General features: G+C 47.7%; 19 protein-coding genes. 16 read left to right on the top strand and 3 right to left on the bottom strand.

Translation table 11 applies throughout. The features are described from left to right. The first annotated feature begins 7 nt into the window (after window positions 1–7). The 3 genes from FPE01S_RS03580 to FPE01S_RS03570 all read left to right on the top strand — a co-directional run bounded on the left by FPE01S_RS03580 (window position 8) and on the right by FPE01S_RS03570 (window position 2,196). Window positions 8–1,459, top strand: coding sequence for a glycine--tRNA ligase (locus FPE01S_RS03580; RefSeq protein ID WP_046367505.1), 1,452 nt, complete (start codon window positions 8–10; stop codon window positions 1,457–1,459). A gap of 62 nt (window positions 1,460–1,521) precedes the next feature. Continuing rightward, the gene (locus FPE01S_RS03575; protein WP_157473881.1) at window positions 1,522–1,803 is read left to right on the top strand and encodes a hypothetical protein; all 282 of its coding nucleotides are present in this window, start codon (window positions 1,522–1,524) and stop codon (window positions 1,801–1,803) included. 102 nt (window positions 1,804–1,905) lie between these two features. After that, the gene (locus FPE01S_RS03570) at window positions 1,906–2,196 is read left to right on the top strand and encodes a hypothetical protein (RefSeq protein WP_157473880.1); all 291 of its coding nucleotides are present in this window, start codon (window positions 1,906–1,908) and stop codon (window positions 2,194–2,196) included. Here FPE01S_RS03570 and FPE01S_RS03565 read toward each other — a convergent pair. After that, complete coding sequence (locus FPE01S_RS03565) at window positions 2,185–2,934, bottom strand: ferredoxin--NADP reductase (protein WP_046367502.1); 750 nt, start codon at window positions 2,932–2,934, stop codon at window positions 2,185–2,187. The two genes, FPE01S_RS03570 and FPE01S_RS03565, sit on opposite strands and share 12 nt — an antisense overlap. A 55-nt stretch (window positions 2,935–2,989) precedes the next feature. Between FPE01S_RS03565 and FPE01S_RS03560 the strand changes: the two genes are divergently transcribed. The 7 genes from FPE01S_RS03560 (at window position 2,990) to mfd (ending at window position 14,186) form a co-directional block, all read left to right on the top strand. Then, on the top strand, window positions 2,990–3,367 hold the full coding sequence (locus FPE01S_RS03560) for a transmembrane 220 family protein (protein ID WP_046367501.1): 378 nt from the start codon (window positions 2,990–2,992) through the stop codon (window positions 3,365–3,367). Next, a complete protein-coding gene (locus FPE01S_RS03555; protein WP_046367500.1) occupies window positions 3,364–5,718 on the top strand; it encodes a TonB-dependent receptor in 2,355 nt (784 codons plus the stop codon). The genes FPE01S_RS03560 and FPE01S_RS03555 overlap by 4 nt, the downstream gene beginning before the upstream one ends. 71 nt (window positions 5,719–5,789) lie before the next feature. Further along, the gene (locus tag FPE01S_RS03550) at window positions 5,790–6,305 is read left to right on the top strand and encodes a hypothetical protein (RefSeq protein WP_046367499.1); all 516 of its coding nucleotides are present in this window, start codon (window positions 5,790–5,792) and stop codon (window positions 6,303–6,305) included. A gap of 2 nt (window positions 6,306–6,307) precedes the next feature. Next, complete coding sequence (locus FPE01S_RS03545) at window positions 6,308–6,514, top strand: helix-turn-helix domain-containing protein (RefSeq protein ID WP_046367498.1); 207 nt, start codon at window positions 6,308–6,310, stop codon at window positions 6,512–6,514. A gap of 84 nt (window positions 6,515–6,598) precedes the next feature. Next, window positions 6,599–7,465, top strand: a complete 867-nt coding sequence (locus FPE01S_RS03540; protein ID WP_046367497.1) for an ABC transporter ATP-binding protein — start codon at window positions 6,599–6,601, stop codon at window positions 7,463–7,465. A gap of 2 nt (window positions 7,466–7,467) precedes the next feature. After that, window positions 7,468–10,659, top strand: coding sequence for an ABC transporter permease/M1 family aminopeptidase (locus FPE01S_RS03535; protein WP_046367496.1), 3,192 nt, complete (start codon window positions 7,468–7,470; stop codon window positions 10,657–10,659). A gap of 116 nt (window positions 10,660–10,775) precedes the next feature. Continuing rightward, entirely contained in the window at window positions 10,776–14,186 is a 3,411-nt protein-coding gene (gene mfd, locus FPE01S_RS03530; protein WP_046367495.1) for a transcription-repair coupling factor, read from the top strand. Here mfd and FPE01S_RS03525 read toward each other — a convergent pair. Further along, a complete protein-coding gene (locus tag FPE01S_RS03525; RefSeq protein ID WP_046367494.1) occupies window positions 14,178–14,609 on the bottom strand; it encodes a GNAT family N-acetyltransferase in 432 nt (143 codons plus the stop codon). The two genes, mfd and FPE01S_RS03525, sit on opposite strands and share 9 nt — an antisense overlap. Window positions 14,610–14,817: 208 nt before the next feature. Here FPE01S_RS03525 and FPE01S_RS03520 point away from each other — a divergent pair, with 208 nt between their 5' ends. The 3 genes from FPE01S_RS03520 to rnc all read left to right on the top strand — a co-directional run bounded on the left by FPE01S_RS03520 (window position 14,818) and on the right by rnc (window position 17,196). Next, entirely contained in the window at window positions 14,818–15,054 is a 237-nt protein-coding gene (locus FPE01S_RS03520; protein WP_026751146.1) for an acyl carrier protein, read from the top strand. Between the two features lie 93 nt (window positions 15,055–15,147). Further along, the gene (fabF, locus tag FPE01S_RS03515; RefSeq protein ID WP_046367493.1) at window positions 15,148–16,401 is read left to right on the top strand and encodes a beta-ketoacyl-ACP synthase II; all 1,254 of its coding nucleotides are present in this window, start codon (window positions 15,148–15,150) and stop codon (window positions 16,399–16,401) included. A gap of 57 nt (window positions 16,402–16,458) precedes the next feature. Further along, the gene (gene rnc / locus FPE01S_RS03510) at window positions 16,459–17,196 is read left to right on the top strand and encodes a ribonuclease III (protein ID WP_046367492.1); all 738 of its coding nucleotides are present in this window, start codon (window positions 16,459–16,461) and stop codon (window positions 17,194–17,196) included. Window positions 17,197–17,198: 2 nt separating this feature from the next. Here rnc and mce read toward each other — a convergent pair whose 3' ends face one another. Further along, window positions 17,199–17,612, bottom strand: a complete 414-nt coding sequence (mce, locus tag FPE01S_RS03505) for a methylmalonyl-CoA epimerase (protein WP_046367491.1) — start codon at window positions 17,610–17,612, stop codon at window positions 17,199–17,201. Between the two features lie 111 nt (window positions 17,613–17,723). Here mce and FPE01S_RS03500 point away from each other — a divergent pair, with 111 nt between their 5' ends. The 3 genes from FPE01S_RS03500 to FPE01S_RS03490 are packed head-to-tail and all read left to right on the top strand — an operon-like array spanning window position 17,724 to window position 19,737. Then, window positions 17,724–18,941, top strand: coding sequence for an IscS subfamily cysteine desulfurase (locus tag FPE01S_RS03500; RefSeq protein WP_281176190.1), 1,218 nt, complete (start codon window positions 17,724–17,726; stop codon window positions 18,939–18,941). Between the two features lie 33 nt (window positions 18,942–18,974). After that, entirely contained in the window at window positions 18,975–19,394 is a 420-nt protein-coding gene (gene iscU, locus FPE01S_RS03495; RefSeq protein WP_046367490.1) for a Fe-S cluster assembly scaffold IscU, read from the top strand. A 10-nt stretch (window positions 19,395–19,404) separates the two neighbouring features. Further along, on the top strand, window positions 19,405–19,737 hold the full coding sequence (locus FPE01S_RS03490; RefSeq protein ID WP_046367489.1) for a HesB/IscA family protein: 333 nt from the start codon (window positions 19,405–19,407) through the stop codon (window positions 19,735–19,737). Window positions 19,738–19,812: the final 75 nt, after the last annotated feature.

Raw genomic sequence — 19,812 nt, 5'->3', positions numbered from 1 at the left:
CGGCCTTATGGCAAACGATTCGAATAAATTCCAGGCGATTATCTCGCATTGCAAAGAATACGGATTCATTTTTCCTTCCAGCGAAATCTATGACGGACTCAGTGCTGTTTATGACTATGGTCAGAACGGCAGTGAACTGAAGAAAAATGTCCGCGACTACTGGTGGAAATGGATGACCCAGTTGCAGGATAATATCGTAGGAATCGATGCTGCCATATTCATGCATCCTACCACCTGGAAAGCGAGCGGTCACGTGGACAATTTCAGTGACCCGATGATCGACAACAAGGACAGTAAAAAGCGCTACCGCGTGGATCATCTGATTGAAGGATTCGCCGAAACGCTTCCCGAAGCCGAGGGCGCTGAACTGATCGCCTCTATGGAAAAGCTGTTGGCTGCAGAAGACTTCGCCGGTCTGAAACAACTGATCGAATCCAGAAAAATTAAATGCGCCATCAGCGGTACCGTAAACTGGACCGATGTGAGGCAGTTTAACCTCATGTTCTCCACTGAATTCGGCAGCGTAAGCGGTGAGGAAGGTGACAATATGGTCTATCTGCGTCCGGAAACTGCCCAGGGTATTTTCGTGAATTTCCTGAACGTACAGAAGTCCGGCCGGATGAAGATTCCCTTTGGTATTGCTCAGATCGGTAAAGCATTCCGCAATGAGATTGTAGCCCGGCAGTTCATCTTCCGCATGCGTGAATTCGAACAGATGGAAATGCAGTTCTTTATTCGCCCCGGCACACAGAAAGAGTGGTACGAGTTCTGGAAAACAGAACGGATGAAATGGCACCTGAGTCTCGGTATACCTGAAAGCCGTTATCGTTTCCATGACCACGTAAAACTGGCGCATTATGCCGATGCAGCATGCGATATTGAATACGACTTCCCCATCGGCTTCAAAGAGGTGGAAGGTATTCACAGCCGTACAGATTTTGACCTCAAAAACCACCAGGAATTCAGCCGGAAGAAAATGCAGTACTTCGACCCGGAAGTGGGGCCGGACGGAAAGCCATATGGTAACTATATTCCATATGTGATTGAAACTTCCATCGGCCTGGACCGGACGGTGATGATGCTACTGAGTGAGGCTTATGAGGAACAGGACCTCGGCACCCCGGATAAACCGGATTCCCGCGTAGTTTTACGATTCCCGGCTAAATTGGCACCAGTGAAACTGGGTATTTTACCCCTCACCAAGAAGGACGGACTGCCTGAAATTGCCCAGGAATTGATGGCGGAATGCCGTAGTGTTTTCAAGTGTTTTTACGAGGAAAAAGACACTATTGGCAAGCGCTATCGCAGGATGGACGCGATTGGAACGCCTTTTTGTATCACCATCGATCACCAGACCAAAGAAGACGGCACAGTAACTATACGATACCGGGACACAATGGAGCAGGAAAGAATACCATTAAAAGCTGTAAAAGATTTGGTTGACAAAGCCATCCAGTAATTATATATTTGTTATATACCCTAATGCCTGCCAGTTACCCGTCAGGCCATTTAATATATAACATGCATATAACCATCCATTTAGGATTGCTTGTTTTGTGGGCTCTGTGTTCTTTCCTGGCGGGACTGGTATTCCGGTTCCTGCAGGCGAGGTACCTTAAGAACCAGTTACTGCAGCTGGAAAGGGAAAAGCTTGAAAATCACGCAGAAATCCTCCAATTGCATAAAAAACTTTCCGAGCTCCGCGCCGCAAACGAGAATCAGAACGGTACTCCAGTCGTTCAATTCAAAGAGAAAGAGGCCAACCAGCCCACTGATGCCGGTAAAAACAAAAGAGCCCAGTAATACCCAATTTCCCCTTATTCAGGGCAATATTTAGTTGGATGAGCCGTTTTATCACAGTATCTGAATCCTGTGAATATCCACAAATGACTCAAACCAATTTCTATGATGTCCGCAAACATCACATTGGCGATTGCCATATGGCTGATAGCAGCATTTGCAACCGGATCCTTGCTCGGACTATTTGTAAGGTCCAGACAAATGGCTAAATCCAAAAGAAGAATTCTTGAGCTTGAAACCGAAATGGTGAATAACCATGCAGAAATCTTACGCCTGCATAAATCCCATTCGGAGCAAAGTAACCAGGGTGGCAAAGTGCCCGTAATCAGTCTTTCAAAAAGTGATACGGCAGGCGCCTCAGGCCGGGCAATGGCTCAGGGACTACTATCCATATAACTCGAGGTGAATGCTTTTTTTCTCATAGCCAAGTGAAAGAATGCGTTGTTTGGCTTCGTCGATCATGTTCTTCCACCCGCAAAGAAAAAAGTTTGCCGCATACTGTCCACCGGGAACAGTTGTCTGTTTCTCCCGGATCAGATCCTCATAAACTGCATGTACATATCCAGTTCTGTACAGATGTTCTCCCGGTGACTCCCGGGAGAAGGTCGGTATGTACCTGAACGAAGTGACTTTCTCCGTCAGTTCGCGCATTTCAGCGCCATACAACGCATCGCTGAATTTCCTGCAGCCAAAGATCAGAAAGATTTCCTTGTGCGGAATATCCAGATTCAGAATATGATGCGTCATAGCCCGGAAAGGCGCTATGCCGGTACCGGTACACACGAAATAAAGATCGGTTTCAATTGTCTCCGGCAACACAAATACACCCTGTGGTCCGCGAAGCAATACTTCAGAACCTACGGTCACTTCATGGAACAGATATTGCGTTCCCAATCCGCCTTCAAGCAACACGATCACCAGCTCAATTACATTGGTGCCATCAGGCCAGGAAGCAATTGAATAACTTCTCCAGCGTTTGTTGCGCTGCTCATGAATGGGAAGATCAAGTGTTACGAACTGTCCCGGTTTAAAATCAAAATTGTCGGTTTCTGTGAGTTGGATCCAGAACCTCCTGGTAGCATCTGTTTCATCGGCTATTCGGATGATCTTGCCGGTTTGCCAGGGTTGCAGCATGACGGTAATTTGTGGTAAGGTAAGAAGAATAATTGTCCTATTTTTACACATTGCCATGCGTATCCTGAACCTCTTTTTTATCATTCTCTTCCTGGCTTCGGCGGCACTGCAGTACAACGACCCAGATCCTTATCTGTGGGTGCCTATCTACCTTTTCGGTGCATGGCTCTGTTACCAGGCGCTGAAAGGAAAATTCCAGCCTGCTATGTATTATATCGGATGGGCTGTGTACGGTGGCTATGCCCTATACCTTTTTTTTGACCGTTCAGGTGTGCTCAGCTGGTGGCGGGATCACCATGCAGAAAGTATTGTTCAATCAATGAAAGCTACACGACCGTGGATAGAAGAGACCAGGGAGTTTGGCGGACTCCTGCTACTGTTATTCGCTATTTCTCTTAATTGGTTATGGGCGCGTTATAAATTGAAGTCATGAAGCGTTTTTCACTATTGTTGCTCTCAGCATTTTTCTATTCTACCGGTATAGCTCAAACGTCATCTGATATTTCCGGAACAATAAAAGACCGCCAGGGCAGACCTGTCAGGGGAGCTACTATCCATATCATCGAATCCCGCCTGTTTGCAATCAGTGACAGCGCCGGTCATTTCAGTTTTGTTGCGCCTGCAGATAGACTTCAGCTTGAATTAAGCGCTACCGGATTCGCGAATAAAGTTGTAACCTGGCATAAAGGCGATCCTGTCGTATGGCAACTCGAAGAAAGCAGGACCCAACTCGATGAAGTTGTGGTTACTGCTGAGAAAAGGGAAACCCAATTGCAAAAGCTGCCGGTAAGTGTAACTGCACTAACTGGAAAACAGGTAAATGACCTTCAGCTCTGGAATGCAAAAGACCTCACGGCTGTGGTGCCCAACTTTTTTTCTGCTGATCCGGGGGATAAGCGGAACGTCATTTCTATCCGTGGAATCACTTCAAGTTCCTATGATCCTGCTGTTGCCACCTATATCGACGGCGTCAACCAGTTCGGCCTGGATACCTATATTGCCCAGCTGCTTGACATCGAGCGGATAGAAGTACTGAGAGGCCCCCAGGGAACGCTGTATGGCCGGAACGCTATGGGAGGGGTTGTTAATATCGTTACGCGTAAACCTACGGGAAAGCCTTCCGGATTTGCGGAAGTGAGCATTGGAAATTATGGACAGCAACGATACAGCGCCGGATTCCGTACACCACTGATCCCGGGAAAGCTTTTTATTGGTGCAGCGGCACTGTACGAAAAATCAAACGGTTACTATACCAATGACTTCGATCAGTCCCGGTACGACAGACAGCACGCTTTTAGCGGCAGTTATTCTCTTGACTATTATCCTGGTGCTGACTGGGCAATATCCCTTAATGTAAAACAACAGCAAAACAGGAACAATGGTCCTTTCCCGCTTGTAATGGGAAAGGAAGACGCCTTCGCTTCTCCCTATCATCTTAATCAGAACGCTAAAACCGAACTGATCGACAATACGATGAATGCGGTTGCGTCCATTCGCTATTCCCGCAATAAATTCCAGCTGTTGTCGCAAACTGCCTATCAGAACAATTACAAATATTATGACGATCCCATCGATGCAGATTTTTCACCTATCGATGGCATTACTATAATCAATAATTACGGACGGGACTGGAACCGTGTTCAGGTATGGACGGAAGAATTGCGGTTGTCATCACCCGCAGGCAATAAGAACCCGTTGCAGTGGACTGCTGGCGTATATTTATTCATACAGGACAATCCCGTGAAACAGGCAACCCATTTCGGTAATGATGCAGAACTCGTAGGTGCTGACCACCCTAATTTCAGCCTGATCAATACATCAATAGGAAAGAACCGGGGCCTGGCTGGCTATGGACAGGCCACGTATACTGTTTCGCCGAAATGGTCCATTACCGGCGGCCTGAGATATGATCTCGAAAAAAGAGAATTGTCTGTGCTGGGGGAATACCAGGATGATTCCGAATCGCAGCCTCAGTTCGCATACCGGCCGGATACTGCAGCTTCCCGAAATTTCTCGTCGTTCAGTCCTAAACTGAGCATCAACTATCAACCGGCAGCACAGCAACTGCTTTTTTTGAGTTACAGCAAGGGTTTCCGGACCGGTGGCCTGACACCACTTGCATCCGATCCTTCCCAGCCGCCACTGTTCGGATTTGATCCCGAACACAGCCATAACTGGGAACTGGGCTGGAAATGGCGAAACAAGCGCAACAACTGGCAGTTGAATATGGCTGCCTTTTATTCGATCGTAAACGACGTTCAGGTGCCAACACTCATATTACCTGATGCGGTGACCATCACCCGGAATACAGGTAAAATGACCAGCAAAGGACTTGAGGCAGAATTGATCGCCAAACCGTTGCGTGATCTGGAGGTTTCATGGGCTGCCGGAATAACCGATGCTGCCTATGACGAGCTTAAGATTGCAGCGAATGGCAACGAAACGGATCTTAAAGGCAGCAGGCAGATCTTTACACCCGACCTGACATCGCTGATCACTGTACAATACCGCAGCATACTCATCCCTTCTTTAAAGCTGGAAGGAATTGCAAGGGCTGAGTGGAAGTACCTAGGTATGCAGTATTTTGACCTTGCCAACACGCTGGAACAAACGCCGTATCACGTACTTAACATTCGGGCCGGAATCATGCTGAAGCAGATTACTGTTTCTGGATGGGTAAAGAATCTCACGGATACCCGCTATATCGGCTATGCCTATGATTTTGGGGCGGTTAACCTGGCGGCACCCAGACGATACGGCCTCACTTTGCAGTATCGTTGGTAAAAAAATTGAATAATTATTGTAAAACGATAATTAATTATTATCATTGCAGTATTAATTTAATATTGCAGCCTATGCAACAGGCCAAAATCATTTCCCGGTGTCTGTTCTATTTCAGCCGGTTCCTCTCTGTCGGATATTTGTTTTCGGTAGCTTATGCATTGCTGTGTATTGTCACCGGGTGGTTTGTGCAGCCTTATGGTGATAACAAATTCCTGCATATCAATTATCCTTTCACGTCAAGACCATTTCTGAACGTTGACAACAACCTCCCGTATATCATCTTTTCCTTTATCTTACCCCTGTTGCTGTATGGGATATTTTTCTGGTTGTCCTCCAATGTATTTCGTGTTTTCTTTCAATCCAGGTTGTTTACAACGCAGAACATAGTTCAATTAAAGCGATTCTACGTTTTTGATATTTTCATCCCTTTTCCGGCTGTATTACTGGCTGGATTTTTTGTGCCGCTTGAAAACGCTATCTGGGTTTTGGTGCTGGTTCATGGCTTCCTCGGAATTTTTGTGTATTTCCTGGCAGTGATATTCCGGCAGGGCTTGTATTTGCAAAATGAACAAGACTTATTTATCTGATTATGCCCATTATTGTAAACGTTGATGTAATGCTGGCGAAAAGAAAAATGCAGAGCAAGGAACTGGCAGAAAGGCTGGGCATTACTCCGGCAAATCTCTCGGTATTAAAAACTGGAAAAGCAAAAGGAGTTCGTTTTGAAACCCTGGAGGCAATCTGTGAAATACTGGAATGCCAGCCGGGAGATATACTCGAATACAGAAAAGCTTAAATACCCCTTTGTCAAATAATAGCATCTGACGGGTGTGCCTAAGCACCCGGGGCTAATCTTTTGTCTGCACTAAAAAATAATCTCATGAACTCACTGAGCATTGATACAGTGTCTGTAACCTGGCGCAACGGTGTTAAGGCGCTGAATGATATTTCCCTTCAGTTCAGCAAAGGGATGTTTGGTTTACTTGGCCCTAACGGTGCCGGAAAGTCAACACTTTTGAAAACAATTGTCGGCCTTCAACAACCGGATAAAGGAAAAATCTTCCTGAACGGGATCGACCTTTCAAATGACCAGTTTTATCTCAGGAAACAATTGGGTTATCTGCCACAGGATTTCGGTGTTTATCCGGGTGTTACTGCCTGGGACCTTTTGCAGCATATTGCTATTCTTAAAGGTGTCGGCGATGCTACCGCACGCCGGAAACAGGTGACGTATCTGCTCGAGCAAATGAACCTGTCGGAATACCGGAATAGCGCCGTGCATCGATTTTCCGGAGGAATGAAACAGCGATTCGGTGTTGCGCAGGCACTCATTGGTAATCCGCAGGTAATATTGCTGGACGAGCCGACTGCAGGACTCGACCCTGAGGAACGCCATCGCTTCAACAGTATGCTCAGTGCGCTCAGTGAAGAACTGATCGTCGTCCTGTCTACCCACCTGGTAGAAGATGTACGTAACCTCTGTGATAACATGGCCGTTATTCACCAGGGCAGGGTAGTGGCTGAAGGTAAGCCGGCGATGATGATCAGTGCACTTGATGGAAAAATATGGTCGAAGAAATCAGCAGTAACCAGCGGCCCGGAACCCGATTTTCCACATCGCCTGATCAGCCGCCAGCTGATCGGCAAGCGGCCTTTTGTTACTGTTTACGCGGAAGTACAACCTCCTGGTTTCGTTCCTGACGCGCCGACTCTTGAACACGTATATTTTCATGCACTTAATTCGTGACTATGTTCTCTGTACTTTCCTTTGATCTGGCAGGTTACCGGCGTTCACCCCTGTTCTATGGTACAATGCTGCTGCTGTTGCTGGGTGGCCTTTTTACCGGAAGCAATTTTAACCTGTCCATCGGTGAAGGGGTGCTGTTAAACGGTCCCTACATCATCGGATTTATGATCGGCCTGCTAAGCCTGATAATCATATTTATTGCAACACTGTTTGCAGTACAGTTGCTGTTCAGGGAATGGGACAGCCGCTTTGACCAACTGCTGTTTACCATGCCACTCAAAGCAACTGGTTATGTGTCTGGTCGCTTTTTGGCTTTATTGCTGATCACGTTTACAGGATTTCTGCTACTCACCGTTGGATTTGCCATTGGGCAGTCACAGCGATCCGGTGGTGCTGAAAATGTATTCAACCTGCTTTATTATGCCTGGCCAATACTGGTTTTTGGTTTGATCAATAGTTTTTTCGTTTGCGCTGTGCTGAGTGTAATTGGTTGGAGAACGGGAAATAAATTGCTGGTGTCGATAGGGGGACTGCTGCTGTATGTACTGTACATGATCGGGTTGTTGTATTCCAATTCGCCTTTCATGGCACAAAGTCTTCCACAGACCACTGCAGCGCAACAGGTTGCTGCGATGATTGATCCCTTTGGCCTTTCCGCCTATTTCTGGATTGCAAAGGACTTTTCTGTACAGCAGCGCAATACCAGGTTGATTCCATTTTCAGGTTTGTTCGCGTACAACCGAACCGGAGTGTTCATCGTCTCATGTGCCATGTTGTGGTGGGCGCAAGGCGCCATCAGGCGGAAGCCCTCCGGGAATCGCCGCCATAACATCCCGGATCCGGGAAGCAATTCTGTAACGGCAGTTCCCCAGGCGGCAGTTTTTGAACAACCGGCAAGGTTGACAATTTCTTTTAATTATAGGACGACCTCGAACGCAATAATGTCTGTCGCGCGGATGGACCTGATTGCGCTGGTAAAAAGCATAGCGCTTCCTGCAGCCTTGCTGCTGACACTATTTATGACCGGAATGGAAATGTATGCTGATATTGAAAAAGGCATCCGGATCCCGCAGCAATTCGCAAGTTCAGGTTTGATGGCACGTTCGATCATCAGAAATTTTCATTTTCCCGCAGCATTGCTGTTGGTTTATTTTATCAACGACGTTTTCTGGAAATCTGACGCTACGAGGTTCAACCAGGTGGGCGATACATTCCCGATGGCCCACTGTCGTATTGCCGGGCACTTTGTCAGCGGCGCATTACTGATATTTTTTCTTTGCGTGGCGAATATTGTTTTGGGCATTTTCTTCCAGGCTGGATTCAGCTATACGATATTCGACTGGAGGGCTTATACAGGAGTGGGCATTTTTGTCGCTTTCCCGTTGTTGTTGTTGTTGGCGATTCTACTTCTCGTCAATGCGGTTTCTCCGGGCAGGTATGTGGCATTGGCATTCTCATTCATTCTGGTAGCAATGCTGGTGAGCCCTTTGCAGCGTAAATTATTGCCGGTGCCCCTGCTTGGTGTAATGGCTACGTTTAACGGGCCTTACAGTGACTTTTCGGGTTATGGACCATACCTGGCATACGGCCTTCAACGGCTGGCGGTTGGTGCAAGCGTGATTGCTATCATAACGATAATTGCCATCTGGGTACGGCAGAGATGCAACCTGGTAATAATGTTGCTCAGCATTGGAGGATTGGCGGTAGCCGGATATTTTTTTGGCCGGTTAGCAATGCATGAATATGTTCCGGCTGACCGCAACCGGGAGGTCCGGGAAGCAGTTAGCTATGAAAAATCATTCCGCCAATATGCCGGCGTGGCAATGCCGGCTATTACCAGCGTCCGGACAAGGGTAACATTGTTTCCGGCTGAGAATTGCTATAAGGCGTCCGGAACCTATACCCTGAAAAATACTTCACAGTTTCCCGTAACATCCCTGTTGATCAATTCCGTAAATGAAGGGGTGCGGAGTAACGTGACTTTTGTAAAAGACGACGAAAGAACTGTTGTCAGCAATGACGCAGCTGTCCTTGCCTTAAAACACCCGCTGCGACCGGGAGACAGCGCGCACCTGCAGTTTGAGTTATCCAGCCGATGGTCGCCGGCCAATGGACATCAGTCTTTCAATGCTATTGTGGAGAATGGAACATTTCTACGCATCAGCCGTTATTTTCCTTCAATCGGATATCAGGCGGACCGTGAACTGGAAGATTCCGCACAACGCCGTCAAATGGGGCTGGGTGGCCCGACCCCCCTGAAGAAGTTGTCCGATACTACTGCGATATTGCCTGAAGGCTTGTTGCTGGATATGGAAATCATCACGGATCGGGACCAGGTCGCTGTGGCAGTTGGAGAACTGGTAGAACAAAAACAACTGGAGGGGAGGAGTTATTACCGGTACCGCACCGGTCAGCCCATACCGTTTCGTTTTGCGCTTTCATCTGGCAGGTACGGCAAAAAGACGCTGCAGCATAATGGAACAGCCATCAGCATTTACTACCATCCTTTACATGAAACGAATGTTGATCATTTGCTGAACAATGCTGCCAGTACACTCGACTATTGCCAGGAACAGTTTGGTGCCTATCCGTTCCGGACTGTCACCTTTGCTGAAGTGTCGTCGTTTACCCGTGGATTTGCGGGGACTGCTTATCCCGGAACAATTTATATGACGGAGAATATGATCTTCCACGCCAACATTCATGCTGACCGCCAGCAGGATGTGATCAATGAACTGGCAGGTCATGAACTGTCACACCTCTGGTGGGGCAACAACCAGATTTCCCCCGACGACCGGGAGGGCGCCCAGATGCTGACGGAATCACTGGCAATGTATACAGAGATGATGCTGTACAAGAAAATGTATGGCAGGAGCAGGATGCTGGAACGTGTTCAACTGCACCGGCAGATCTACGAATCCGAAAGGGGATTTATACCCGAGCGTCCATTATATCGTGTGACCGGCAGTGATGCGCATATTTATTATTCCAAAGGAGCGGTTGTTCTGGTAACACTCAGCGACATTATCGGTGAATCAAAACTCAACCTTGCATTGCGGAATTTCTTACATAAGCACCGTTATCCCTTTTCCCGGCCGGTATCCACCGACCTTATCAGTGCCATTCTTGACGTTACACCACCCGCAGCCCACCAGAAGGTTACTGATCTCTTTACCCAAACTGGCCTTCGGTGAAGCTACGACCAGCGAGGCCGGCATCATACACCATAGCCAACAACTAAACTCCTAAACAGCTAAACTCCTAAACTTTTCTATCTTTGCCGTCCCTGGTACCCTACAGGGATGTGTGTATGAATTTGGATCATTTACTGGAGTTATACAGCAATGATGGCCGCCTTTTTCAACTGGCGGACAGAATCACTATGTCTTTACCGCAGCACCTTGCGCTTAAAAATCTAAGCGGGAGCTCACCGGAATTTATCCTGACATCACTGCTAAAAAAAGACATTACAGCCCAGGTCAATCACATTGTTGTGTTGAACGACGCCGAAGAAGCGGCTTATTTTCACAACACGCTTGAAAACCTGAGCGGTGCACTCGACCTGTTTTATTTTCCTTCCAGCTTTCGCAACAAAAAGAACTACCGGTTGCTGAACAGCAGCCACGTCATGTTGCGTACTGAAACGCTCACGCGGCTCAGCGCAGGCGGAAATAAAAAGATCGTGGTAACCTATCCCGAAGCCTTGTTTGAAAAGCTCGTGCCTCCTGACACGCTCAGCAGTAATATCATTCAGATCAAAGTGAATGATGTACTGGATACAGTAAAACTGTTCGGTCAGCTGACAGATGCGGGATTCAACAGGACAGACTTCGTGTACGAACCAGGCCAGTTTGCCGTGCGTGGAGGAATCGTTGATATTTATTCCTTCGGTAACGAGAAGCCCTATCGGGTCGAATTGTTCGGTAATGATGTGGATTCCATCCGGCTATTTGATCCGGAAACCCAATTGAGTGAAAGGAAGTTGCTGCAGGTGAGCATTATTCCCAATCTGCAAGCGGAAATGCCTTCCGCAGCAAGTGTGTCGTTGTTTGATTTCCTGCCGGAAAATACGGTAGTGTGGATGAACGACTGGGAATTCGTTAAAGAGCGACTGGAACTGCAGGAGGAGGAGCTGGATCTCTTTCTTAACCGCAATGCAGACCAGCCATCCAAAGAGGAAGAGGATGAAGACAAACTCCTTCGCAAATCAGTTCAACGTGATGAGTTTCTCCCCGCTGCGACCATAGAAACGATATTGCAGGACCGGCATATCGTGGAACTTGAGGGCCGCGGCAGTTTTCCCGGCCGGGCAACTTTTGAGATTGATTTCAATACACGTCCACAACCGGCCTTTAACCGGCAATTTGAATTGTTGATCAAAGACTTTCAGCAATGGGAGAAAAAAGGTTTCGGGTTGTATTTTTTTGCTGAGAATCCAAAACAGCTGGAAAGGCTCCATAGTATTTTTGAAGACCTTAAGGCTTCGATTCATTTCACACCGATCCCCGTTGCCATACATGGCGGATTTATCGACGAAAACATCAAGGCAGTCTGTTATACTGACCACCAGGTTTTCCAGCGTTACCACAAATACAAGGTCAAGCAGGCCTACAATAAAAATAAAGCCCTGACGCTTCGCACGCTCAGGGAATTGCAGCCGGGAGATTTTGTTTCGCATATTGATCATGGTGTTGGTGTATACAGCGGCTTGCAGAAAATTGAGGTGAACGGAAAGTTGCAGGAGGCCGTACGCATTATTTACAAAGACAGTGATATCCTGTATGTGAATATTAACTCCCTCCACAAGATTTCTAAGTATACGGGCAAGGAAGGGACTGTGCCAAAGGTGAACAAACTGGGCAGCGATGCATGGTCGAAATTAAAAGAGAAGACCAAGACGAAAGTAAAGGAGATCGCTTTCGACCTCATTCAGCTATATGCACAACGGAAAGCCCAGCAGGGATTCCGGTTTACGCCAGACACCTACCTGCAGACGGAACTGGAAGCCTCGTTTATTTATGAAGATACACCCGACCAGAGCAAGGCAACCGCCGATGTGAAGAAGGATATGGAAGCGCCCTCGCCGATGGACAGGCTCGTTTGCGGTGATGTTGGATTTGGTAAGACGGAGATTGCGATCCGTGCAGCATTTAAATCTGCAGTTGATGGCAAGCAGGCAGCGATCCTGGTACCCACAACCATTCTGGCATTTCAGCACTACAAGACCTTCCGCGAAAGACTGAAGGACTTTCCCGTGACGGTAGATTATGTGAATCGCTTCAAATCCAACAAGGAGAAAAAAGAAACCTATAAGAAACTGGAAGAAGGTAAGATAGATATCCTTGTAGGCACCCACGCGATCCTGGGGAAAGAGGTGAAGTTTAAAGATCTCGGATTGCTGATCATCGATGAAGAACAGAAATTCGGTGTGGCGCATAAAGAAAAAATCAAGACACTCCGCACCAACGTCGACTGCCTTACCCTTACAGCAACACCGATTCCGAGAACACTCCAGTTCAGCCTGATGGGCGCGCGTGATCTCAGTATCATCAACACGCCGCCACCCAACCGGCAACCAATTCAAACGGAGGTCCAGGTGTACAACGAGGATTTTATCCGCGATGCTATCTATTTTGAAACGGAGCGGGGCGGTCAGGTCTTTTTTATTCACAACCGGGTGAACGGGCTGGCCGAAATGTCAGCGATCATCCAGAGTCACTGTCCGGATCTCAGTATCGGCTATGCTCACGGACAAATGGAGGGCCATGTGCTGGAAGAACGGATCATGGATTTCATCGACAAGAAATATGATGTGCTTGTGTGTACCAATATTGTTGAAAGTGGCGTAGACATTCCCAATGTCAACACCATCATCGTGAACAATGCACACCATTTCGGACTCAGTGACCTGCACCAGTTAAGAGGTCGAGTGGGCAGGAGCAACCGCAAAGCGTTTTGTTACCTGCTGGCACCGCCCATGAGTACACTTCCCTCCGATTCCAAAAAGAGGCTGCAGACTCTTGAACAGCACAGCGAATTGGGGAGCGGATTTCAGATTGCCATGCGTGATCTGGATATCCGGGGCGCCGGAAATATGCTGGGGGGAGAGCAGAGCGGCTTTATGGCCGAAATCGGATTTGAAATGTATCAGAAAATCCTTGACGAAGCCATAAGGGAACTGAAAAGAAGTTCATTCCGGGAACTGTTCAAGGAAGAGATCGCTCAACAGGAAGACTATGTACAGGATTGTACAATCGATACCGATCTTGAAATACTGATACCAGACGATTACGTGGAAAGCATTACAGAAAGGCTGACCCTGTATCAGCGGCTTGACAACGCAGAAAACGAGACGGAATTACGGGCATTCTACCAGGAGATGCAGGACAGGTTCGGCCCCATCCCACCACCTGTTGAAGACCTGTTCGATACCGTCCGTGTAAGGCGCCTTGGAGTTGATCTTGGATTTGAGAAACTGTTGCTGCGGGATGAAGTATTGAAGTGTTTTTTCGTCAACAAGCATGATTCACCCTATTTCGAGTCAGACCTGTTCCAGCGCATCATCGGTTACCTGCAAACCCATACCAACAACGCCCGCCTGAAGCAGACCGGTAAAAATTTTCTGCTGGTGGTAGAAAAGATGAAGGATATGAAAACGATTCTGGGTTTTCTGCAACGCATGCATGGAAAGGTCATGCTCGAAGAAAAGGCCCTAACGTAAACGTTTTTCCATCACGAAATGAGGAATTGTCACTTCCTGGAACTCTTCACTGGTAACCTCATAACCGAGGCGTTCATAAAAACCGACGGCCGTTTTTCGGGCGTGCATGGTCAGACGGCGGAATCCGCGGTCGCGGGCAATGTTTTCAGCGAAGATCATCAGCGCCCGGCCGATACCTTTTCCCTGCAGGTTATTGCTGACAGCCATCTGCCGGAGCCGGGCAGTTCCGCCCTCCTCCCGCACTAACATGCAACATCCGAGCATCTTTTCTTCCTCAAAGGCACCGATCAGAATCTCTTCCTTTTCTTTATCCAGTTCATCCTGGCTGAAGCTCAGGCCAAGGGGACGGCGCAAAATATCATCCCGCAAACGGATCATCTGGTTGTATTCAGGAGAACCGTGGTCGATGATTTTTAGTGCCATTGGAGGGGATTTGATGATTGGGGCAACTAAAATACAAAATTCATCGCGACAGCCGGCGTATACAGCCCATTTTTACTTACAATTGTTAGTCCTTTTGCGGCAAACCCTCCCCAGGGAAGGATTTGATTGCCAATAATTAAAAAAAGTTGCAAAAATGGTTATTTACTCAAAAAGTATATTTTTGCAGCCGTAACTAAACTTTACCACAATGTCAGACATCGCAACAAGAGTAAAAAAGATCATTGTTGACAAATTAGGAGTAGACGAAGCTGAAGTAACCAACGAAGCTTCTTTCACCAATGATCTTGGGGCTGACTCTCTGGATACAGTAGAACTGATCATGGAATTCGAGAAAGAATTCAATATCTCTATCCCGGATGAGCAAGCAGAAACTATCACTACTGTAGGCCAGGCTGTTGCTTATTTAGAAGAGCACGCTAAGTAAACGGTTTCCGTTTCAGGCATATTTAATCCGCCTTTCGAAAGCAATTTCCGCTCAGAAGGCGGATTTATCACTTTTAAAATCCAGCATAACTGCATGGAACTGAAAAGAGTTGTAGTTACAGGTATGGGTGCGTTAACGCCGGTTGGGAACACGCACCAGCAATATTGGGACGGCCTTGTTAGCGGAACTTCCGGGGCGGCCATGATCACCCTGTTTGATGCTTCCAAATTCAAGACCCGTTTCGCCTGTGAGGTGAAGAATTTCGATCCCACAAGTTTCCTCGACAGAAAGGAAGCCCGCAAGATCGACCGCTTCACCCAATTCGCTCTTTATGTTTCCGATGAAGCCATGGCAGATGCTGGTTTAAATAAAGAGAACATCAATCCGGACCGGATTGGTGTAGTGTTCGGAAGTGGGATAGGAGGACTGATTACCTTTCAGAATGAAGTAATTGATTTTGCCAAAGGTGACGGAACACCCCGTTTCAATCCCTTCTTCATTCCCAAAATGATCCTGGACATTGCTGCCGGCCAGATTTCCATGCGGCATAACCTCCGCGGTCCCAATTTCGCTGTCACCAGCGCCTGCGCCAGCAGCACCAATGCCATCATGGAGGCCGTCAATCTGATACGGCTCGGAAAGGCTGACATAATTGTGAGCGGTGGCAGTGAAGCGGTGATCAGCGAAGCAGGTGTTGGCGGATTCAACGCCATGAAGGCCATGAGCGAACGCAATGACGACCCGGCTTCCGCCAGCCGTCCCTATGATAAGGATCGGGACGGATTCGTTATGGGAGAGGCAGCCGGTATCCTGGTTCTCGAAGATCTCGAACACGCCCTTGCCCGTGGCGCGAGGATTTATTGCGAAGTTGCAGGCGCCGGTGCCACCGCCGATGCCCATCACATTACAGCTCCGCACCCGGAAGGCCTCGGCGCCCGGAATGTGATGCTGTCCGCGCTCGAAGACGCTGGCATGCAGCCGTCCGATATTGACTATATCAATACCCACGGTACATCCACCCCGCTGGGCGATATCGCAGAAACTAAAGCCATCCTTGATGTTTTTGGCGACCATGCCTATCAAATGAACATCAGTTCTACCAAATCCATGACCGGGCATTGCCTTGGCGCCGCCGGCGTTATTGAAGCGATCGCCGCTGTTAAGGCCGTTGTACATGATGTAATACCCCCAACCATTAACCACTTTACAGACGATCCTGAGCTCGACGGCAAGCTGAATTTTACATTCAACAAGGCGCAAACCAGGAAAGTGCGGGCTGCTTTAAGCAACACGTTCGGTTTCGGCGGTCACAATGCCTGTGTGATTGTGAAGAAATATGAACCCTGAAATTGAAAGTGTGGTGGCAATCACTTAACTTGATGACGGTTTACAACCAAACATTCTGTGGGTCTATTCGACAATTTCTTTACGGGCTCTTCTGAAAAAGCAACCTTCAAAAAGCAGCTTAAAAATGTACTTGGCTTTATGCCGGGTAATTCGGATTTGTATAAAACCGCACTGACCCACCGTTCCGTAAAAGACAGCGCTGCTGATAATAACGAAAGACTGGAATATCTGGGCGACGCCATCCTCAGCAGCATCGTGGCCGACTTCCTCTTTAAAAAATATCCTTACAAGGAAGAAGGATTCCTGACGGAAATGCGCAGCAAGATGGTCAACCGCGTGACACTCAATGACGTGGCGATCAAAATGGGACTGAAAAAGATCGTTTACTTTAACAAGTTTGACAACTCACTGAAAGTCAGTCAGATTTTCGGTAATACACTGGAAGCTGTCGTCGGTGCCGTTTACCTGGACAGGGGTTTCAAGAAAACCCGGAAATGGGTACTCGAGCGCATTATCCTGCCATATATGTTTATGGATGACCTGGAGAACCTGGAAATCAACCATAAAAACAAGCTTTATGGATGGGCCAACAAAAACGGCAAAAACCTTGAGTTTGAGACACTTGAGGAGAAATTCGAAGGCGGCCGCAGGTTATTTACCATCGGTGCCATTGTAGACGGACAGCTGATTGCCCAGGGGAAAGCATATAATAAAAAGGACGCCAGCCAGGTCGCCGCCCAGGTAGCAGTTGAAAAACTGGGGCTAAACAGCGAAAATGACACAGCCTCCCGCTGATCTCAGCTTCCCATAAGCTCACCGGCATCCTGGCAAAGCTCCACCAATACCCCGTTCGCTGATTTTGGATGAACAAAGCAGACAAGCTTATTATCGGCCCCCCGTTTGGGTTCATCCTGCAATAATTCGAAACCTTCAGCTTTTAACCGCGCCATTTCTGCCCAGATATCAGTTACTGCAAAAGCAATGTGATGAATTCCCTCTCCTTTCTTGTCGATGTACCGGCTGATTACACCGGACGCACCATTGTCTTCCAGCAATTCTACTTTTCCCTCACCAGCCGCAAAAAAAGCGGTTATTACGCCTTCACTGCCTACTTCTTCAGTTTTGTAACAGGGCACACCCAGCAGCCGGGAATATAGCGGGATGGAGACCTCCAGCGATCTAACAGCTATTCCGATATGTTCAATTTTCACCGTTTTTTGGCAAAAATACAGGTAAAATACCTGTACCGCACCGCCAAAGGCATCCCGGAAATCTCAACCAATTAGGCTAATTTTGTGTTTTAGAATAAACGTGTCCATATTATGTTGAAGCTTCCTATTTACCTTGATAATAACGCCACAACACCTGCCGACCCCCGGGTCGTTGAAGCAATGATTCCCTATTTTACCGACAACTTCGGTAATGCGGCCAGCCGTAACCACCCTTTCGGATGGGCAGCGGAAGAAGCTGTTGATTATGCCCGGGAACAGGTGGCTAAACTGATCGGCGCTGATCCCAAGGAAATTATTTTCACCTCCGGTGCCACGGAAGGTGATAACCTGGCAATTAAAGGGGTTTTTGATATGTATGCCAGCAAAGGCAATCATATTATTACCTGCGTAACAGAGCATAAAGCGGTACTGGATACCTGTAAGCATATTGAGAAAACAGGTGGTGAAGTAACCTACCTTCCCGTAAACAACGAAGGACTGATAGATCTGAAGGAACTGGAAGCTGCAATCAAGCCGAACACGATCCTGATAGCTATCATGTATGCCAACAACGAAACCGGTACGGTTATGCCCGTTCGGGAGATCAGTGCAATCGCCAAAAAGCATGGTGTGCTGTTCTTTACCGATGCCACCCAGGCAGCTGGTAAAATTCCGATCAACGTTATTAAAGATGGCATCGACCTGCTTACTTTCTCCGGCCATAAAATGTATGGCCCCAAAGGAGTCGGCGCCCTTTATGTTCGCCGGAAGAACCCAAGGGTTAAAGTGACCGCCCAGATGGACGGTGGCGGACATGAAAGAGGCATGCGGTCAGGTACCCTGAACGTTCCCGGTATTGTCGGTTTCGGTAAGGCCGCGGAACTTTGCAATCTGGAAATGGAAGAAGAAGGTAAACGCCTCAGCAAACTGAGAGATAAGCTGGAGCAGGCACTGCTGCAGCTGGAAGAAGCTTACGTGAATGGTAGTGTTGAGCACCGCCTGCCGCACGTTGCCAATATCTCTTTCAAATATGTGGAAGGGGAAGGACTGATGATGGGCTTTAATAAAAATATCGCCCTTTCCAGCGGTTCTGCCTGTACTTCCGCCTCACTGGAACCCTCCTATGTGCTGAAAGCACTGGGTCTGGGAGACGACCTGGCACACTCTTCCCTGCGATTCGGCCTAGGTCGCTTCACAACAGAAGACCAGATTGATTACACGATCGAACAGGTTGCGAAAACAGTTAACAAACTTAGGGAGATGAGTCCGCTCTGGGAAATGTACAAGGAAGGAATTGACCTGAACACCATTGAGTGGGCACATCACTAACCGATAATATCCAACAACAATAATTCAATTATCATGGCATATTCAGAAAAAGTCATAGACCACTACCAGAATCCCAAAAATGTAGGAACACTGGATAAATCACAAAAAAACGTGGGTACCGGCCTGGTAGGTGCACCGGAATGCGGTGACGTTATGCGCCTGCAGATTCAGGTGGACGATTCAACCGGCATGATCACTGACGCCAAATTCAAAACATTTGGTTGCGGTTCTGCCATTGCGTCTTCTTCCCTGGCTACAGAATGGCTGAAAGGCAAGTCTGTTGATGAGGCACTTCAGATCGATAACATGACGATTGTTGAAGAACTGAATCTTCCCCCTGTTAAGATCCACTGCTCTGTACTGGCAGAAGACGCCATCAAAGCAGCGATTAACGACTACCGGAAGAAAAACGGCCTCGAAGAGATCGTTTTTGAAGAGAAAGCAGTTCACTAACAATACGACAATGATTTACGTAAGCGACAAGGCTCGTGAGAAAGTGTCAAGACTGATGCACGATGCAGCTATTGAATCGGACAAGGGGTACTTCCTGCGTGTGTCGGTAGTGGGTGGAGGTTGCTCAGGGTTGAGCTACAAGCTCGACTTTGATAATGAGTCAAAGCCGATGGACCAGGTTTTTGAGGATAACGGCGTTAAGGTTGTAACCGACCTGAAAAGTTTCCTGTACCTGGTAAATACCACGCTTGATTTCTCCGATGGGTTGAATGGTAAGGGATTTTATTTCAGTAATCCCAATGCCAGCCGCACCTGCGGTTGCGGTGAAAGTTTCGCTGTGTAGTCTCCTTTTAGAATAGAATGTTTATCCCGCCGCTTTGCGGCGGGATTTATTTTTGCTGCAATAACCTATTTTTGA

The sequence above is a fragment of the Flavihumibacter petaseus NBRC 106054 genome (assembly GCF_000974785.1).
Taxonomy (GTDB): Bacteria; Bacteroidota; Bacteroidia; order Chitinophagales; family Chitinophagaceae; genus Flavihumibacter; species Flavihumibacter petaseus.
Note: the sequence above shows the minus strand (reverse complement) of the source record. Positions and strands in the feature narration are given on the sequence as shown.

Coding starts and splice junctions, on each gene's coding strand:
- FPE01S_RS03580 (WP_046367505.1), top strand. CDS start 8: ATGGCAAACGATTCGAATAAATTCCAGGCGATTATCTCGCATTGCAAA.
- FPE01S_RS03575 (WP_157473881.1), top strand. CDS start 1,522: ATGCATATAACCATCCATTTAGGATTGCTTGTTTTGTGGGCTCTGTGT.
- FPE01S_RS03570 (WP_157473880.1), top strand. CDS start 1,906: ATGATGTCCGCAAACATCACATTGGCGATTGCCATATGGCTGATAGCA.
- FPE01S_RS03565 (WP_046367502.1), bottom strand. CDS start 2,934: ATGCTGCAACCCTGGCAAACCGGCAAGATCATCCGAATAGCCGATGAA.
- FPE01S_RS03560 (WP_046367501.1), top strand. CDS start 2,990: ATGCGTATCCTGAACCTCTTTTTTATCATTCTCTTCCTGGCTTCGGCG.
- FPE01S_RS03555 (WP_046367500.1), top strand. CDS start 3,364: ATGAAGCGTTTTTCACTATTGTTGCTCTCAGCATTTTTCTATTCTACC.
- FPE01S_RS03550 (WP_046367499.1), top strand. CDS start 5,790: ATGCAACAGGCCAAAATCATTTCCCGGTGTCTGTTCTATTTCAGCCGG.
- FPE01S_RS03545 (WP_046367498.1), top strand. CDS start 6,308: ATGCCCATTATTGTAAACGTTGATGTAATGCTGGCGAAAAGAAAAATG.
- FPE01S_RS03540 (WP_046367497.1), top strand. CDS start 6,599: ATGAACTCACTGAGCATTGATACAGTGTCTGTAACCTGGCGCAACGGT.
- FPE01S_RS03535 (WP_046367496.1), top strand. CDS start 7,468: ATGTTCTCTGTACTTTCCTTTGATCTGGCAGGTTACCGGCGTTCACCC.
- mfd (WP_046367495.1), top strand. CDS start 10,776: ATGAATTTGGATCATTTACTGGAGTTATACAGCAATGATGGCCGCCTT.
- FPE01S_RS03525 (WP_046367494.1), bottom strand. CDS start 14,609: ATGGCACTAAAAATCATCGACCACGGTTCTCCTGAATACAACCAGATG.
- FPE01S_RS03520 (WP_026751146.1), top strand. CDS start 14,818: ATGTCAGACATCGCAACAAGAGTAAAAAAGATCATTGTTGACAAATTA.
- fabF (WP_046367493.1), top strand. CDS start 15,148: ATGGAACTGAAAAGAGTTGTAGTTACAGGTATGGGTGCGTTAACGCCG.
- FPE01S_RS03500 (WP_281176190.1), top strand. CDS start 17,724: ATGTTGAAGCTTCCTATTTACCTTGATAATAACGCCACAACACCTGCC.
- iscU (WP_046367490.1), top strand. CDS start 18,975: ATGGCATATTCAGAAAAAGTCATAGACCACTACCAGAATCCCAAAAAT.
- FPE01S_RS03490 (WP_046367489.1), top strand. CDS start 19,405: ATGATTTACGTAAGCGACAAGGCTCGTGAGAAAGTGTCAAGACTGATG.